This window comes from Streptomyces sp. CGMCC 4.7035, assembly GCF_031583065.1.
Classification (GTDB): domain Bacteria; phylum Actinomycetota; class Actinomycetes; order Streptomycetales; family Streptomycetaceae; genus Streptomyces; species Streptomyces yaanensis.
The window spans coordinates 7,989,523-8,005,280 of sequence record NZ_CP134053.1 but is presented as its reverse complement, the minus strand read 5'-3'; the positions used below and the strand labels follow the sequence as shown (position 1 = coordinate 8,005,280).

Sequence of the window (15,758 nt, the reverse complement as noted above, 5' to 3'; positions counted from 1 at the left end):
CGTACGCGATGCGTCACGGCGATGGTGTACGAACCGATGCGTACGACCCCGGCGCGGGTCCGGAGGGGAGTCGGACCTCAGGCGTCGGTGGTGCGCCGACGGCCTGCCAGAACGCCGTAGGCCACCCCTGCCGCGCCGACGACGATGCCCACGACGCCGAGGACACGGGCGGTGGTGTCACTGGTGTCGGCGGGCGTCTCGGCCACGGTGTCCTTGGCGGCCGACGTGGCGGAGGCGTCCTCGGCCGTGGAGCCGTGGTGACCGTCGGAGGAGGCGGCGGTCAGCTCCAGCACCGGGGCCGGGTTCTCGGGCTCCTCCTGACCTTCCTTCTGCGCTTCGATCCAGCGGACGACCTCCTTGTTGGAGTACGTCTGCAGGGCCTTGAAGACGAGTTGGTCGGCGTCCTCGGGGAGCTGGCCGATCGAGAGCGGGAACTTCTGGAAGTAGCCCGGCTCGATGCCCTTGCCGGTGGCGGTCCAGGTGACCTTGGTGACGGCTTCGTCGATCTGCTCGCCGTGCAGCGTGAGCGGCTTGGCCAGCTTGGACTTGGTGACCTGCGTCTTCCAGCCGTCGACCAGCTGCGGCATCACCGAGGCGAGCGGGTGCTCGGCCGGGAAGCTGACCTCGAGCTTGGTGGTCGAGGCGTTGTCGCGCTCGTTCGGGACCTTGAAGTTCACCGTCGCGTACCCGCCCTTGGCGGCCTCGCCCTCTGGCTGCACGCTCACGTGCGCGAAGGCGGGCGCGGACAGGACGAGGACGGCCGATGCGGCGGCGGCACCGGCGGCGGCGACGCGGGAAGCCTTCAGGGAACCCTTGATGGCCTTCATGGCAGACATGGCAGAGAGCACTCCACTTCGAGTGAGTCCGTTGATGAAGAGAGGTGCGCGTGCGCAGGGGTGACCACGGCGTGGCACTCCACGGGCACGCGCGCGTGCCGCACGACGGCGCCCCTCCACAAGGACGAGTGGAGTGCTGCGTCGCGTCAGGCAGCGAGGACGAGAGAAGTGGAGGGCGGCGGTCCGCGCCGGATCACCGTGTGCTGCAGCGCGGTCGTCCGCGGCCTCGGCGGCACGAGGAACCAGGCGCGCGGGGGGCGCGGCCCCGTCTCGGGCGCCTCCGGGAGCCCGGACAGCAGGGCGCGTACGAGAGCCAACGACGAGCGAAGGGACCGTACGAGCGCCCCCTCCGCGACCCCGTGCGCCGACAGCCGCATGAGCCGCAGCAGCGCCATGTCCCCGCGCCGCAGGACCCAACCGGCGGCGACGGCCGCGAGGAGGTGACCGAGCAGCATGGACACGGACGGCAGGACCGACCACCATGAACCGGCCGTGGTCGACAGGGCGTCCGCCGGGTCGTGCATGGCGGCCATGTCCGTACCCGTGACGAGCCGTGCATCGGCGAGGATTTTCTGGGCCTGTACGGGGGAGATCGCCGCCGCGGTGGTGCCGCACAGAAGGTGCGCGGCCCGCGCCACGAGCGTGGCGTCGGCCGAGGACATCCCGTTCGACGTCATCGACGCCATCGACGCGGCCCCGCCGTGCTGCCCGAGCCCGAACAGCGTGTGCAGCACGGTCTGGCCCACCGTGAGGACCGCGGTGATGCCCGGCAGGGAGCGCTCGCGCCCGGCGAGCGCGGCGGCGAGGGCGAACACGCCGAGGAAACCGGCGCCCAGCGTCCACAGCGGAATCGTGGCGCAGGAGGCGAGCGCATGCCCCGCTGCGGCCAGCACGACGCAGACCGCGGCGAACACCGCGGCCCTCAGAATCCGGAGATCGCCTCCGGTGCGCGCCGCGCGCTGGTGGGGGGCACTCATGGCGCGCTCATCATCCCACTGCTCTTGCCCGCCCCGTGCGGCAGGTCCGCAAGGTGACATACGTGCGGTAATCGGAGGACTGAACCGGAAGATCATGTTCTGGTGATGACGGCCTGCGCATACACCGATCTGAGGTCCTGGCGCATCCGCCGTATGGGCGGGATCTCGTCGATCGGGTGATTGCCCCCCGGTGCTCGTGGCAATACGTAACGGTATGTCGAGCCGCGGCCAGGAGGCTGGAGCATGAGCATCTGGTGGTCACTCCATCTGCGGCGCGAAGCTGCGAGCGTGCCGCTCGCCCGACGGCTCCTGCTGGGCACAATGGAGACCGCGGGCGTCGACCCGGACGTTTCCTACGACCTCTCCGTCGCCCTCAGCGAGGCGTGTGCCAACGCGGTCGAGCACGGCGGAGACGACGCGCACGGTGGTACGTCCGAGGCGTACCGGGTCACGGCATACCTCGACGGCGAAAAGTGCCGCATCGAAGTCGCCGACTCGGGCCCGGGTTTCCCCTCCGGCAGACCCCCCACCGCGGTCCGCCCGCCCCGCCTCGACGCCGAGCACGGCCGGGGCCTCTGCCTCATCCAGGAACTCGCCGACCACGTCCACATCGGCAACAAGCCGGGCCGGGGCGGGACGGTGGTGAGCTTCGACAAGATCCTGAAATGGCGGAAGGACGCCCCGCTGGTGGCCGTGTAGTCGGCGGAGCAGCGACCTCGGGTGGCCGTTGGTGGCCGCGCATCGGCCGCGGTGCGGCGTCAGTTGTTGGCCGGACATCGGCCGGGGTGCGGCTTCGGTTGGTGGCCGGGCATCGGCCGGGCGTGGCGTCAGGAGTTCAGGTTTCTCAGAATTCTCAGGCCCTCCACAGCCCTGCCCCACGTCGTTGACGGGCGGCGTCCCTAGCTTCCGGTTCATGACTGGAACCCACAGAGACACCTCGATCACCCGGCGCCGCGCCCTCGCGGTGACCGGCGGAACCGTCGCGGCCGGCGGGCTCGCGGTCGCCGGATACCAGGCCGCGTTCGCCGACGAGACCACCACCACCGACGCCGAGGCCGCGTCCGCCACGGCCACGTCGACCAGCGGCGGGCAGTGCGTGCTGATGTCGAGCGTCACCGAGGGGCCGTACTACCTGGACGGCGCCCTCGTGCGGAAGGACATCACCGAGGGCAAGAGCGGTGTCCCGCTCACCCTGCGGATCACCGTCCAGGACACCACCGAGTCCTGCAACCCGGTCGCCGGCGCGGCCGTCGAGATCTGGCACTGCGACGCCTGGGGCTACTACTCCGGCTACACCACCGCCAACCCCGGCGGCTCCGCGCCCGCCGAGAGCGAGGACGGCTCGACCGCCAACGACCAGACGTACCTGCGCGGTTACCAGATCGCCAACGCCAACGGGGTCGTCAAGTTCGAGACGATCTTCCCCGGCTGGTACACCCCGCGCACCTGCCACATCCACGTCAAGGTGCACACCGGCGGTGAGAAGGAGGACGGCACCTACGAGGGCGGCAAGGTCAACTACACCGGCCAGTTCTTCTTCGACGACGACATCGCCGAGCAGATCTTCGCCCTGGAGCCGTACTCGAAGCACAGCGGCACCTACACCGAGCTCGACGACGACATGGTCTACGGCGGCGGCGGCGCCTCCAGCGGTCTGCTGACGCTCAAGCCCGTCCACAAGAGCGACCCGTCCAAGGGCTACAAGGGCTTCATCACGCTCGGCATCGACCCCGACGCCGAGAACACCGGCGCGGGCAGCGGCGGTGGGGGCACGCCCCCGAGCGGTGCGCCCAGCGACGCCCCGACGGGTCCGCCGCCGAGCGGGGCCCCGACGGGTACGCCCCCGAGCGGCGCCCCGAGTGACAGCCCGGCCCCGTCGGCGTCGGCGTCCTCCTCGGCGTCCTCGTAAGGCCGCCCGATGAGCAGCCGCGAGGACGACGCGCTGGCGCAGGCCGCCGTGGCCGCGCTGATCCGGCAGCTGGAACTGGCCCCCAAGCCCGGCCTGCCCGACCCGCGCGATCTCGGTGCCCGTGCCACCCGGCGGGACCACCGCGCCCTGCGCTGGTCGGCCAAGGCGTTGGAGCCCGGCCTCGCGGCGATGGCGGCGGCCGCCCGCCGCACCGGCGCGGCGACGCCGGAACTCCGCGCCGAACTAGGCGCGATCGGACGGTCCACCGAGCACTCCGTCGGGCTCGCCGGCGGGGGCCACCGCGGCGCTCTGTGGGTACTCGGTCTGCTGGTCGCGGGGGTCGCGCTGGAGCCCGCGGCCAAGGGCGCCGAGGTCGCGGCCGCCGCCAAGCGGATCGCGGCGTACCAGGACCGCGGGGTGCCGCGGCGGCCCTCCCGGGGGTCGTCGGTCTCGGCCAAGTACGGGGCGGCCGGCGCGCGAGGAGAAGCGCGCGCCGGCTTGCCTCACGTACGCCGGGCGTTGGACGCGCTCGGCGCGGCACGCTCCGCCGGGACACCGGAGCCGCAGGCCCGGCTCGACGCGCTGCTGACCGTCATGTCCACGCTGCAGGACACGGAGTTGCTGCACACGGCTGGTCCGCTCGGCCTGCGCCAGGTGCAGGCCGGGGCACGCGGCGTGCTGGAGGCCGGCGGGACGGCGTCGGAGGCCGGGCGCCGGGCCCTGGCCGAGCTGGACGCCGACCTCCAGGACCGTGGCTGGAGCCCGCGGGGGAGTGGGGCGTTGCTCGCGGGCGCGCTGTTCGTGGACTCCCTGCCGGTGCCGGTGCCGGTGAGTTCGGGAGCCCGGGACCGGTCGTCGAACTCCCGCATGCAGCACCCGTAGTCAGGCCGTCGCCGGGAACGCGTCGACGGTCCCGGCTGCCGGGCGCAGGTCGACCGGTCCGCAGGGCGAAACGCGGCGCACGCGCGCGTGGAGCACCGTCGCCACTCGCGGTTGCCGCTGAGGGCAGCGACGCGACCCGGGTGCCCGCACCCTCGACCAGGGTGCCCGCACCCTCACCGTGCCGTCGGACGGCACTCGGCGAGGAGTCCTGAGAGGCGCGGGACAGCGACACCATGCGGCTCCGCCGCGTGGGCGCGACCGGCCACCGACCACCGGCAGACGAATGGCCGGGCACCTCAGTGCCCGGCCATCAGTCTCACGTCAGCCCTTCAGCGAAGCCATCCACGCCTCGACCTCGTCCGACCGCCGAGGCAGCGCAGCGCTCAGGTTCCGGTTGCCGTCCTCCGTGACCAGGATGTCGTCCTCGATGCGGACGCCGATGCCGCGGTACTCCACGGGGACGGTCAGATCGTCCGCCTGGAAGTACAGGCCCGGCTCCACCGTGAGAACCATGCCCGGCTCCAGCGTGCTGTCGACGTACGTCTCCGTGCGCGCGGCCGCGCAGTCGTGGACGTCCATGCCGAGCATGTGGCCCGTGCCGTGCAGGGTCCAGCGGCGCTGCAGACCCAGCTCCAGAACGCGCTCCACCGGGCCCTCGACCAGGCCCCACTCGACCAGCTTCTCGGCGAGCACGCGCTGTGCGGCGTCGTGGAAGTCGCGGTACTTGGCGCCCGGCTTCACCGCCGCGATGCCGGCCTCCTGGGCCTCGTACACCGCGTCGTAGATCTTCTTCTGGATCTCGCTGAACGTGCCGTCGATCGGCAGCGTGCGGGTGACGTCGGCGGTGTAGTACGTGTGCGTCTCCACGCCCGCGTCCAGCAGCAGCAGGTCGCCGGAGCGGACCTGGCCGTCGTTGCGCACCCAGTGCAGCGTGCACGCGTGCGGGCCCGCCGCGCAGATGGAGCCGTAGCCGACGTCGTTGCCCTCCACGCGCGCGCGGAGGAAGAACGTTCCCTCGATGTAGCGCTCGGACGTCGCCTCGGCCTTGTCGAGGACCTTCACCACGTCCTCGAAGCCGCGCGCGGTCGAGTCGACGGCCTTCTGCAGCTCGCCGATCTCGAACTCGTCCTTGATCAGACGCGCCTCGGAGAGGAAGACGCGCAGTTCCTCGTCCCGCTCGGCGGTCACCTTGTCGTGCAGCGCGGCCTCGATGCCGGCGTCGTAGCCGCGTACGACGCGGACCGGGCCGGTGGCCTCCTTCAGCTGCTCCGGCAGCTTGCGCACGTCCGAGGCCGGGATGCCGTACAGCTGCTCCGCCTCGGCGAGCGAGTGGCGGCGGCCGACCCACAGCTCGCCCTGGCCGGAGAGCCAGAACTCGCCGTCCTCACGGTTGGAGCGGGGCAGCAGGTAGATCGTCGCCTTGTGGCCGTCCGCGTTCGGCTCCAGGACCAGGACACCGTCCTCGGTCTGGTTGCCGGTGAGGTACGCGTACTCGACGGAGGCGCGGAAGGGGTACTCGGTGTCGTTCGAGCGGGTCTTCAGGTTGCCCGCGGGGATCACCAGACGCTCGCCCGGGAAGCGCGCGGAGAGCGCGGCGCGGCGGGCGGCGGTCTCGGCGGCCTGGGCGATCGGCTGCAGGTCGCGCAGTTCGGTGTCGGCCCAGCCGGACTTCATGTTCTCGGCCAGCTCGTCGGACACGCCCGGGTACAGGCCGTTCTTGCGCTGCTTGATCGCCTCTTCTTCTTCGGTGGTCTCCGGGGTCTCCGAGAGTTCCTCCGCCACGGCTTTTCCTCCTTGGTACGGCGCTGGGCCTCCTCCATCGTACGGTCGTACGGAAGGGGCCCAGGGCCGGAGGACCTGTTACCGAAGGCGGCCGTGCCCTCACTCGAAGCGGGCTGCCAGCAGCACCACGTCCTCCGTGCTCTCCGCCTGGTCGAGGCCGTCCGGCAGCATGCTCCGAAGAATGTGGTCGGCGACCGCTCCCGGGTCGGTGCGCACCGGCCGTGGCACGCTCGCGGCCACCGCGTGCAGCCGGGCGAAGGCGCGGTCCATGGGGTCACCGGTGCGGTGCAGCAGCCCGTCGGTGTAGAGCAACACGGTCTCGCCGGGCTCCGTGGTCACTTCGATGCTGGGCGCCTCCCAGCAGGCCAGCATCCCGAGGGGCGCCGACAGTGAGGTCTCCACGAACTCGGTGCGCCGCGGGCCGATCACCAGCGGCGGGCTGTGCCCGGCCCCGGCGAGCGTGAGCTTGCGCAGCGTGGGCTCGCAGTAGGCGAACAGAGCGGTGGCCGAACGGGCGGGCTCGGTGAGCCTCAGCAACAGCTCCAGGTCGGACAGGACGGCGACCGGGTCCTCGCCCTCCATCACGGCGTATGCGCGCAGGGAGGCCCGCAGCCGGCCCATCGCGGCGACCGCGCTGGGCCCCGACCCGGTCACCGACCCGACCGCGAGGCCGAGCGCCGCGTCGGGCAGGGGCAGCGCGTCGTACCAGTCGCCGCCCCCGCGCGGACCGGTGCGGCGTCGCGCCGCGAGCTGGACGCCCGCGACCCGGGGCAGCCGGGAGGGGAGCAGCTCCTCGGCGATCGTCGTCATGCACGCGCGCGTGCGCTCCATTTCGACCAGCCGTGCAAGGTGCTCGGTCGCGTAGCGCGCGTACAGGCCGGCGAGATGGCGCCGGCGCTCGCCCGGTTCGGCCGGTTCGTCGTAGAGCCACACGGCGGCGCCGAGGCGGCCCGCGGCGTCGGTGGACAGGGGGAGTGCGTAGCTCGCGGCGTAGCCGAGCCGGGCGGCCACCTCGCGGTGGCGGGGATCGAGCCCGTCCTCGGAGAACAGGTCGGGCTGGGCGATCTCACGCTCGCCGCCCGGCAGTCCTTCGAGGATCCTGCCGTACGACATGGAGCTGCGCGGCACGGTCTCGATGTGCCCGAGGTCGGCGCGGGCCAGGCCCAGGCCGATCGTGGTGTCGGGGCCGAGGCCGTCGTGCGGTTCCAGTACGACGAGACCGCGCCGGGCGCCCACGAGGGCGGCTCCGGCGCGCAGCAGTTCCTGGAGTGCTTCGGTGAGTGAGCCCGTGCGGGCCAGGCGTTCGGTGAGTTCGTGGAGGGTCGTGAGATCGGATACCCAGCTGGCGAGCCGGTCCTGGAGGAGGGCTCCCGGGCCGACGGGGGTGGCTGAGGTGGCCGAAGGGGCACCCGTGTCGGTGGACGTCGGCGCGACAGTGTGTGCGGGCGCGGGAACCGTTGAATCGATTCCAGCCACTTTCGGAGGGTGAGCGGCGTTCATGGCGTCCGGCTTTCGGACCGGCGCGTATTGCTCAATAGCATCGCAAAACCCCCATGTCATTCTGCGCCGCTAGCAGTGTCTCCACATGTACACGCACTCGTGAGGGGATGTCCAGCATTGTCCTGCTGGGATTCCTGGTGTCCGTGTGGCATTCCTACTCTCTTGTGGAAAAGCAAAGTTGGCTCAAAACAGCCTCGGGTATCGCCCTATTGCGGTCGACTGGCCTTGCTCGACAGAGCGTCACAGCGGTCGTGATGGGTACGTACTCGGTGAAGGCCAGGGGTGGTTGGGAGCCGCCCGGAACCTGGCGCCGGACCCGGGCGTCTTAACCACCGACGATCGAGCCCCATCCTCCCGTGGTGGAGGCGGCGAGTAAGAGCGGGACGGCAAATCGCCAGGCGCCGCCACCCCGCGCCATGCCCATGCTTGTGATGGGCGCAGTATGGACGCGGACGCAGCCAACGCTCGGCCCATAGGGGTTCCCCTTGTCCAAGACAGGGGTGTGATGCGCCAGTAGGTACGCACAGTTAAGTGATCGACACATGGTGTGATGTGGCCCTCGGTGTTGCCAGGCGTGCAACGGAAAGGAACGAGCGCTCATGCGCGAGATCCTCGGAAGGCGACGCAGGCTCCTGTCCGGGCGGAACGACGGGAGGCCTGAGTTGATCAGCGCGGCCCTGACCTTCGCGACCGAATGGCAGTGGCCGGTTCTCCCGGGTGTGGCGCCGGACCCGCAGGGGCGGGCCCGCTGCGGATGCCCCGACCCGGAGTGCACGGTGCCCGGCGCGCACCCCTTCGACCCCGGGCTGCTCGCGGCCACCACCGACGAGCGCATGGTGCGCTGGTGGTGGACCAACCGGCCGGCCGCGCCGATCGTGCTGGCCACCGGGGGCACGGCGCCCTGCGCGGTGAGCCTGCCCGCCCTCGCGGCTTCGCGCGCCCTCGCCGCGCTCGACCGTACGGGCATGCGCCTCGGCCCGGTTGTGGCGGCACCGCACCGCTGGGCCATCCTCGTGGCGCCGTACTCCATGGAGCAGCTGGGTGAGTTGCTCTACGCCAAGGACTTCGTCCCCGGGTCGCTGCGCTTCCACGGCGAGGGCGGCTATCTGGCCCTCCCCCCGTCCGAGACCGGCCACGGGGAGATCCGCTGGGAGCGGGCGCCGTTGCCCGGCTCCGCCTCGCCCTGGGTGCCCGATGTGGAGGCCGTCGTGGACGCGGTTGTTGAGGCCCTCACTCGTACGGGTGTGAGCGCACCCGAGTTCTAGGGTGTCGGGCGCGCGGCGAACCGGGCGCCCGTGATCGGCCGATATCTTCGCCCTCATGCTGATTCGTCCTGTGGGGCAGGGGAACCGGGAGCATGGGGAAGACTCGCCGGTCCGCGGGTGGTCCGACCCTCGTAGCGGCCGTCTGCTCGCACTCATGGGTCTGGTGGCGGTCGTGGCCGCCCTGCCGCTCGCCATGGCGTCCGCCGGGCCGGTGGGCGAAGCCGACCCGGTCGTGATCCACAAGTCGGTGCAGGATGACGCGAAGCGGCCGGTCTCCTCCCGCTCCGCGGTGCTGGGGTTCGGCCGCGCCACCGCCGCCCGCTGCGGCCCGGAACTCTCCTCACCCGACGGCCTCGAGGCGCAGACCTGCGTTCTCACGCAGGGGCGGGACACCTGGGCGCGGACCTACTACCGCAATGCCACCGGCCAGGAATTGAGTTCCGACCTGAGCTTCATGGGGCCCGGCGGACGCGGCGTGGAGATGCACTGTGCCGTGGGCGCCGGGGACGACCCGGAAACGTGTGAGACGCCGCGGCAGCGCGTGGCGGGAAGCGCGGGGGCGTACTCGGCGGTCGCGGAGTTCGCCCGGGGCGACGGGAGCGGATCGCTGATGCTGCGCTCCGGAAGTGACGCCGACGAGCCGATCGGGTACTAACTCGTCTGCCGCGCAGGGCAGTTGATGCGGTGCGCCGCGTCGTATACGCACGTGTACATGGAAAGGCCCGATTGCTGGCGACGGGGGATGCACCAGCAACCGGGCTACTGGAACGGTAACAAGAGATCGGCTGTTCGCAAATTCGATCTCGGCTATTCGGACACAGATTTACCTGGCCCCACCGTGAGTTGTGACAGGAGTCACCTACCGGGAGAGTCCTGGACCACCGACCGGTCGGTCCGGCGAAGGACGTGGATCAGCTGAGTGTCACCTGTCGGTTGGTCAGACCGCCGCGCGCCCGCCGCTCCTCCGCGGTGAGTGGCGCGTCCGACCCCAGGGCGGCCGCGAGGCGCTCGCCGAACTCGGCCGCCGGCTTCTCGACATCCTCCGCGCTCATCTCGCTCGGCAGGTCCCAGACGGGCACCGTGAGTCCGTGCGCGCGGAAGGAGCCGACCAGGCGCGTGCCCTCGCCGAGGCCAGACTGGCCTGCCGCGTGCAGCCGCGCGAGAGCGTCCAGAAGCTGCTCCTCGGGGTGCGGCATGACCCACCGCAGATGGTTCTTCTCGGGGGTCTCGCACCAGTAGGCCGCGTCCACGCCCTGGAGCTTCACGGTGGGGATGGCGGCGGCGTTGGCCCGCTCCAGGGAGGCGGCCACCTCCGGCGTCGTGTTCTCCGCGTCCGGGACCCAGAACTCGAAGCCGCTGTGCACGACCGGCTCGAAGACGCCTTCGGGGTCCAGCAGCTCCTGCAGCCGCGGGCCGTCGGCGGGCGCGCGGCGGCCCTGTACCGGAGTGCCGGGTTCGGCGGTGAGAGCGCGCTGGAGGGTGTCCGCGAGGTCGCGGCTGATATCGCCCGACGCCGTGTCGTTCTGCAGGCCGAGCAGGACCGAGCCGTCGTCGCGGCGCAGCGCCGGCCACGCCATCGGCAGGACCGTGGCGAGCGTGACCGACGGCACGCCCTCGGGGAGGTCGTCCTTGAGCTTCAGCTCGGCGGTCGCGGCCGGCACCAGCTCGCGCAGCGCCACCCAGTCGCACTCGCCGGGAAGCCCCTCGAACGGGCGCTGCACCAGCTCGGTCACCGCGTGTGCGGCGGCCCGGCCGTGACAGGCCTTGTAGCGGCGGCCGCTGCCGCAGGGGCAGGGCTCACGGGCGCCGACGACCGGGATGTCAGCGTCGCTGAGCTGCGGGCGCTTGGCCTTGGTCTGGGGTCGCTTCTTGGCCATCGTGGGTGTCTCCCGGTTACGGCTCGTTTCGTACGGGCGCGAGCCTAGCCGCTCGCACGACTGCCGACGGGATCTTGTGGACAACGCACCGAGTCGTCCCTGAAACGGTGCTTTGTTCGGGCCGGACGTCGGCCCCCGAGCGGTCGTCCCGACCCCTCCCCGGCCCTGGCCGGGAGCGTCTGTACGGGCGCGCCGCCGGCTGTCTCGATTCCGGTCGGGGCGTTCCGGGGTTGTCCTGGTCCGAGATCCTCGGTACGGACCGTCTGAGTCCGGATCCTCCGTACGGACCGTCTGAGTCCGGAGCCCCGGTACGGACCGTCTGCGCCCAGGTCCTCGTACGGACCCTCTCAGTCCAGGTCGTCGAACGCGTCCGTGAAGTCCAGGTCGGGCATCTCCGACACGGAGGGTGCCGTGACGCGCGTAGCGAAGTCGTCCCGACGGTGCGCGGAGTCGGCGTCGTCCTGCACGACGACCCAGACCGTGACCTCGCCGTGGGCGTCGTCCCGGACACCCCAGTCCTTGGCCAGCGCCGTGATGATGTTCAGCCCGCGACCGCCGTGCGCGGTGACCGAAGGGGTCGCGGGAACCGGACGGGTCGGGCCGCCGCCGTCCGTCACCTCGACCGTGAGCCGTCCGGAGGTATCGAAGCGCCATGCGGCGCGCACGTCTCCGTCCCCTGCCAGGCTGTCGCCGAGCGGTCTGCCATGGCGACACGCATTGCTGAGCAGTTCCGAAAGGATCAGTACGGCATCGTCGATGACCGATTCCGACACGCCACCGGTACGCAGCTGATCGCGCATCCGGTGTCTCGCCTCCCCCACGCCCGCAGGACCATGGGGTACGGCCATGCTCGACGACGTGGGCACCTCCTGTGCCACCACCAACGCCACCCCCGAGACCTCCTTCGCCCCACGCCACGGTGTGAATGCCCCATTGGGCTGGACTGGAAACCGGCCACCGCACGTGTGGTGACGCACTCGTCACGATCGAATGTGCATCGAACGCGCCGGTGCACTCCCGCAGTCGTGTGGCTGGATTTCAACCCTTGTGGGGAGGGATACGGGGCACAGGGGGTGTGCTGCTCAGCGCCCGAGCCGGTGCAGGACCGCGCGCGGTCGGTTGGTGATGATGGCGTCGACGCCCAGCTCGACGCAGAGATCGACGTCCTCGGGCTCGTTCACGGTCCATACGTGCACCTGGTGGCCGGCCTGCTTCAGGCGCTGGATGTACGCGGGGTGACTGCGCACGATCCGCATCGAAGGGCCTGCGATCCGGACACCCGCGGGCAGTCGTCCGTCGCGCAGCCGGGGCGAGAGGAACTGCAGGAGGTAGACCGTGGGCAACATGGGAGAGGCGGCCCGCACACGGTGCAGCGAGCGTGCCGAGAAGCTCATGATCCGTACCGGCGACTCGTCCGGGGACTGCGGGGCGTCCAAGCCGAATCGCTTCAGCAGAACCAGCAGCCGCTCCTCGACCTGCCCCGCCCAGCGCGTCGGGTGCTTCGTCTCGATGGCCAGGTCGATCGGGCGCCCGGCGTCGGCGACCAGTTCCAGCAGGCGCTCCAGGGTGAGGACAGAGGTGTCCTCGGGGTCCTGCGGCCGGTGCTCCCAGTCGGGCTCCTCGTCGCGGCTCTTCCAGGAGCCGAAGTCCAGGGCGGCGAGGTCGGCGAGCTCCAGGGCGGAGACCGCGCCGCGGCCGTTGGACGTACGGTTGACGCGTCGGTCGTGGACGCAGACGAGATGCCCGTCCGCGGTCAGCCGGACGTCGCACTCGAGGGCGTCTGCACCGTCCTCGATCGCCTTCTTGTACGCGGCCAGGGTGTGCTCGGGAGCCTCTTCCGAGGCTCCGCGGTGGGCGACCACCTGGACCAGGTGCTGTCGTGCGTGGGTCACCGCGTCATCGTGCCACCGTCACGGGGGCGTGTGGGATCGGAGGGCGACGCGAGGGCGTCGGCGAGGTGTCGGGAATGCAGATTTTTGTTCGGAATCGTCCGATATAAAGGATCGGCCCGGACCCACAGCCACCGCTTATGGTGCTCTGACGCCCCGTGGGAAAAGCTTGACGACGTACAAAAGGACATGCACAGCTGAAACGCGCCCGGCGCCGCGCAGGGTGAGCGAATGCGGCCGAGTGCGACCCAGAAGAACAGCCGTGGAACGAGGAGAAGAGCTGTGAGCACCGAGAACGAGGGCACTGCGGTACCCCCGGCCCCGTCTGCACCTCCTGTGCCGGTGGACGCTCCCGCTTCCGCTCCGGGTGCGGCCGCCGAAGGGCACGCGCCGTACGCGGGGCACCCTGGTCCGGCCGCGGGGAGCACTCCGCCCGCGCAGGGCGTGCCGTCCACGACGGGCGCCCCGCATCCGGAGAGCGCGCCGACCGCCCCGCTCCCGTCCGTGCCCCCGGAGCAGCCCGGGGCCTTCTCGGCCGCCGAGGCGGACTGGCCGCCGCCTCCGCCGGTCACCCCCGCGTACGCGGGCGGCGGCGCGGGAGGCGCCTGGGGCGCCGCGTACCAGGCGCCCGCCCCGAAGCCGAAGAACCGCCGTGGCGGCCTGGTCGCCGGGATCCTCGTCGCCGCGCTGGTCGCGGGCGGCGTCGGCGGCGGCATCGGATACCAACTGGCCAAGAACGACGACTCCAGCGGCTCGACGACCGTCTCCGCCGCCACCAGCGGTGGCGACGTCAAGCGCGCCTCCGGCACCGTCGCCGGTGTGGCCGCCAAGGCGCTGCCGAGCACGGTCACCATCGAGGCCGAGAGCACCAACGGCCAGGGCGGCACCGGCACGGGCTTCGTCTTCGACAAGCAGGGCCACATCGTCACCAACAACCACGTGGTGGCGGACGCGGTCAACGGCGGCAAGCTCACGGCGACGTTCCCCAACGGCAAGAAGTACGACGCCGAGATCATCGGTCACGCGCAGGGCTACGACGTCGCCGTCATCAAGCTCAAGAACGCCCCGAGCGACCTCAAGCCCCTCGCCCTCGGCGACTCCGACAAGGTGGCGGTCGGCGACGGGACCATCGCGATCGGCGCCCCCTTCGGTCTCTCGAACACGGTGACCACGGGCATCATCAGCGCCAAGAACCGTCCGGTGGCCTCCAGCGACGGCAGCTCCAGCAGCAAGGCCTCGTACATGAGCGCCCTGCAGACGGACGCCTCGATCAACCCGGGCAACTCCGGCGGCCCCCTCCTGGATTCCACGGGCGCGGTCATCGGCATCAACTCGGCGATCCAGTCCACGGGCAGCAGCGGTCTGGGCGGCAGCGGCCAGTCCGGCTCGATCGGTCTGGGCTTCGCGATCCCGATCAACCAGGCCGAGTACGTCGCCAAGCAGCTGATCAAGACGGGCAAGCCGGTCTACGCGAAGATCGGTGCCTCGGTCTCGCTGGAGGACAGCACCGGCGGGGCGAAGATCACCGACCAGGGCGCCGGCGGCTCCGCCGCGGTCGAGTCGGGCGGTCCCGCGGACGAGGCGGGCCTCAAGCCGGGTGACGTGATCACCAAGCTGGACGACAGGGTGATCGACAGCGGCCCGACCCTGATCGGCGAAATCTGGACCCACAAGCCCGGCGACAAGGTCACCATCACCTACGAACGCAACGGCAAGTCCCATACGGTCGAACTCACCCTGGGCTCCCGCCTCGGCGACAGCTGACCCCCCGGGGCGGGCGGGCCGGGACGCATGATCCGCGCTGACCCACGCGCGCGTGTGCGAACCCGTGACTCTTGTCCCGCGCCGCCGATCACGGTGGGCGCGGGGTGGGTTGCCCGAGCGGCCTAAGGGAACGGTCTTGAAAACGTGAGGACGTCAAAGCGTCCTCGCGGGTTCGAGTCCCAACGCCGCCGCAGGCCACAGACGTGCAGGTCAGAAGGGGGTGCCTCTTGCTGAGAGGCACCCCCTTCTGCGGGTCAAGGGCCGGAGCATAATGGTGGACTGGCGCGACGTGTTCTTCGACACCACGGGCATCGTGCCGGTGGCGCTCGCCCTGCTGACGTTCGCGTTGGGTACGGCGCTCGGCATGGTCCTGCGCCGCACCCTGGTCTCGATGACGGTGACCCTGGGCGCCTCCGTCGCCGTCAAGTACGGGTGGAGCCAGGCCCAGCATCACCTCGGGCACGTCATGACGGCGACCACGCACAAGGGCGCCGGGGCTGACGTCGAATGGCCGACACTGCCCGCGGGAGCCAGCCCGCTGGGCGGCGGCACCCCTGACTTTCTCACCGCTTCCGGTGGGCGCCTGAACATTGATACCTGCTACGGGGCGAAGCAGGCCGCCTGCCTTGAGTCCAAGCATGTCGTCGGCTGGGCGTTGGACTACCTGCCGATCAAGCAGATGGCCGGGATGCAGTGGCTGGGAGCGAGCGCCATGTTCGCTCTCGCTGCCGTCCTCACCGTGTTCGTCTTCCTCCGGGGACGCAGGCAGACCGTGTGACCCGCGAGTCCGCCGCCTGTCCTGACCGGCGGCGGACCGGTTTCCCGCAGCCCACGGCCACATGAGCCGGGGCGACGCCTTCACCAGCTTCGGCGACCGCCCGCATCCGGTGCCCTCTCCTCAGCAGCCGACCCCGAACTCCTGGCTCCTGCCTGCCCCGACCGCCGGCACCGCTCCGTCGCACCCCGACGCTGCCCCATGCCACGGGGCCATCGTCAAAAACCCTTCGGGATGAGTTGACGACGCGCAAGCACCGAAAACGACCGATCATGACCGTCCCATTGACGGCCGCCGTGGCG

At 71.2% G+C, this 15,758-nt stretch carries 14 protein-coding genes; 7 read left to right on the top strand and 7 right to left on the bottom strand.

Annotated elements, in window-relative coordinates; translation table 11 throughout:
* Nucleotides 1–77: 77 nt before the first annotated feature.
* Complete coding sequence (locus Q2K21_RS35310; RefSeq protein WP_310781396.1) at nucleotides 78–806, bottom strand: YcnI family copper-binding membrane protein; 729 nt, start codon at nucleotides 804–806, stop codon at nucleotides 78–80.
* A gap of 176 nt (nucleotides 807–982) precedes the next feature.
* Complete coding sequence (locus Q2K21_RS35305; RefSeq protein ID WP_310780315.1) at nucleotides 983–1,813, bottom strand: hypothetical protein; 831 nt, start codon at nucleotides 1,811–1,813, stop codon at nucleotides 983–985.
* A gap of 243 nt (nucleotides 1,814–2,056) precedes the next feature.
* Between Q2K21_RS35305 and Q2K21_RS35300 the strand changes: the two genes are divergently transcribed.
* The 3 genes from Q2K21_RS35300 to Q2K21_RS35290 all read left to right on the top strand — a co-directional run bounded on the left by Q2K21_RS35300 (nucleotide 2,057) and on the right by Q2K21_RS35290 (nucleotide 4,604).
* The gene (locus tag Q2K21_RS35300) at nucleotides 2,057–2,512 is read left to right on the top strand and encodes an ATP-binding protein (protein ID WP_310780313.1); all 456 of its coding nucleotides are present in this window, start codon (nucleotides 2,057–2,059) and stop codon (nucleotides 2,510–2,512) included.
* Between the two features lie 214 nt (nucleotides 2,513–2,726).
* Nucleotides 2,727–3,722: an intradiol ring-cleavage dioxygenase gene (locus tag Q2K21_RS35295; protein WP_310780311.1), complete on the top strand. Its 996-nt coding sequence runs from the start codon at nucleotides 2,727–2,729 to the stop codon at nucleotides 3,720–3,722.
* Nucleotides 3,723–3,731: 9 nt separating this feature from the next.
* Nucleotides 3,732–4,604, top strand: a complete 873-nt coding sequence (locus tag Q2K21_RS35290; RefSeq protein ID WP_310780309.1) for a triphosphoribosyl-dephospho-CoA synthase — start codon at nucleotides 3,732–3,734, stop codon at nucleotides 4,602–4,604.
* A 321-nt stretch (nucleotides 4,605–4,925) separates the two neighbouring features.
* On the opposite strand, the gene Q2K21_RS35285 is transcribed toward Q2K21_RS35290, so the two are convergent.
* Complete coding sequence (locus Q2K21_RS35285; protein ID WP_310780307.1) at nucleotides 4,926–6,386, bottom strand: aminopeptidase P family protein; 1,461 nt, start codon at nucleotides 6,384–6,386, stop codon at nucleotides 4,926–4,928.
* A 99-nt stretch (nucleotides 6,387–6,485) separates the two neighbouring features.
* On the bottom strand, nucleotides 6,486–7,862 hold the full coding sequence (locus tag Q2K21_RS35280) for a PP2C family protein-serine/threonine phosphatase (RefSeq protein ID WP_310780305.1): 1,377 nt from the start codon (nucleotides 7,860–7,862) through the stop codon (nucleotides 6,486–6,488).
* 623 nt (nucleotides 7,863–8,485) lie between these two features.
* On the opposite strand from Q2K21_RS35280, the gene Q2K21_RS35275 reads away from it, so the two are divergent.
* Both Q2K21_RS35275 and Q2K21_RS35270 read left to right on the top strand, forming a co-directional pair.
* The gene (locus tag Q2K21_RS35275; RefSeq protein ID WP_310780303.1) at nucleotides 8,486–9,151 is read left to right on the top strand and encodes a bifunctional DNA primase/polymerase; all 666 of its coding nucleotides are present in this window, start codon (nucleotides 8,486–8,488) and stop codon (nucleotides 9,149–9,151) included.
* A 154-nt stretch (nucleotides 9,152–9,305) separates the two neighbouring features.
* Complete coding sequence (locus Q2K21_RS35270) at nucleotides 9,306–9,806, top strand: hypothetical protein (protein WP_310780301.1); 501 nt, start codon at nucleotides 9,306–9,308, stop codon at nucleotides 9,804–9,806.
* A gap of 256 nt (nucleotides 9,807–10,062) precedes the next feature.
* Here the strand turns inward: Q2K21_RS35270 and Q2K21_RS35265 are convergent, their stop codons facing one another.
* The 3 genes from Q2K21_RS35265 to Q2K21_RS35255 all read right to left on the bottom strand — a co-directional run bounded on the left by Q2K21_RS35265 (nucleotide 10,063) and on the right by Q2K21_RS35255 (nucleotide 12,920).
* Nucleotides 10,063–11,028, bottom strand: coding sequence for a DUF5926 family protein (locus Q2K21_RS35265; RefSeq protein ID WP_310780300.1), 966 nt, complete (start codon nucleotides 11,026–11,028; stop codon nucleotides 10,063–10,065).
* A gap of 347 nt (nucleotides 11,029–11,375) precedes the next feature.
* Entirely contained in the window at nucleotides 11,376–12,005 is a 630-nt protein-coding gene (locus tag Q2K21_RS35260; protein ID WP_310780298.1) for an ATP-binding protein, read from the bottom strand.
* Nucleotides 12,006–12,110: 105 nt separating this feature from the next.
* Nucleotides 12,111–12,920, bottom strand: a complete 810-nt coding sequence (locus Q2K21_RS35255) for a glycerophosphodiester phosphodiesterase (RefSeq protein WP_310780296.1) — start codon at nucleotides 12,918–12,920, stop codon at nucleotides 12,111–12,113.
* A 279-nt stretch (nucleotides 12,921–13,199) separates the two neighbouring features.
* On the opposite strand from Q2K21_RS35255, the gene Q2K21_RS35250 reads away from it, so the two are divergent.
* Nucleotides 13,200–14,681 (top strand): S1C family serine protease, encoded by a 1,482-nt coding sequence (locus Q2K21_RS35250; RefSeq protein WP_310780294.1) that lies wholly within the window; start codon nucleotides 13,200–13,202, stop codon nucleotides 14,679–14,681.
* A 271-nt stretch (nucleotides 14,682–14,952) separates the two neighbouring features.
* Entirely contained in the window at nucleotides 14,953–15,459 is a 507-nt protein-coding gene (locus Q2K21_RS35245) for a hypothetical protein (protein ID WP_310780293.1), read from the top strand.
* The last annotated feature ends 299 nt before the right edge of the window (nucleotides 15,460–15,758 follow it).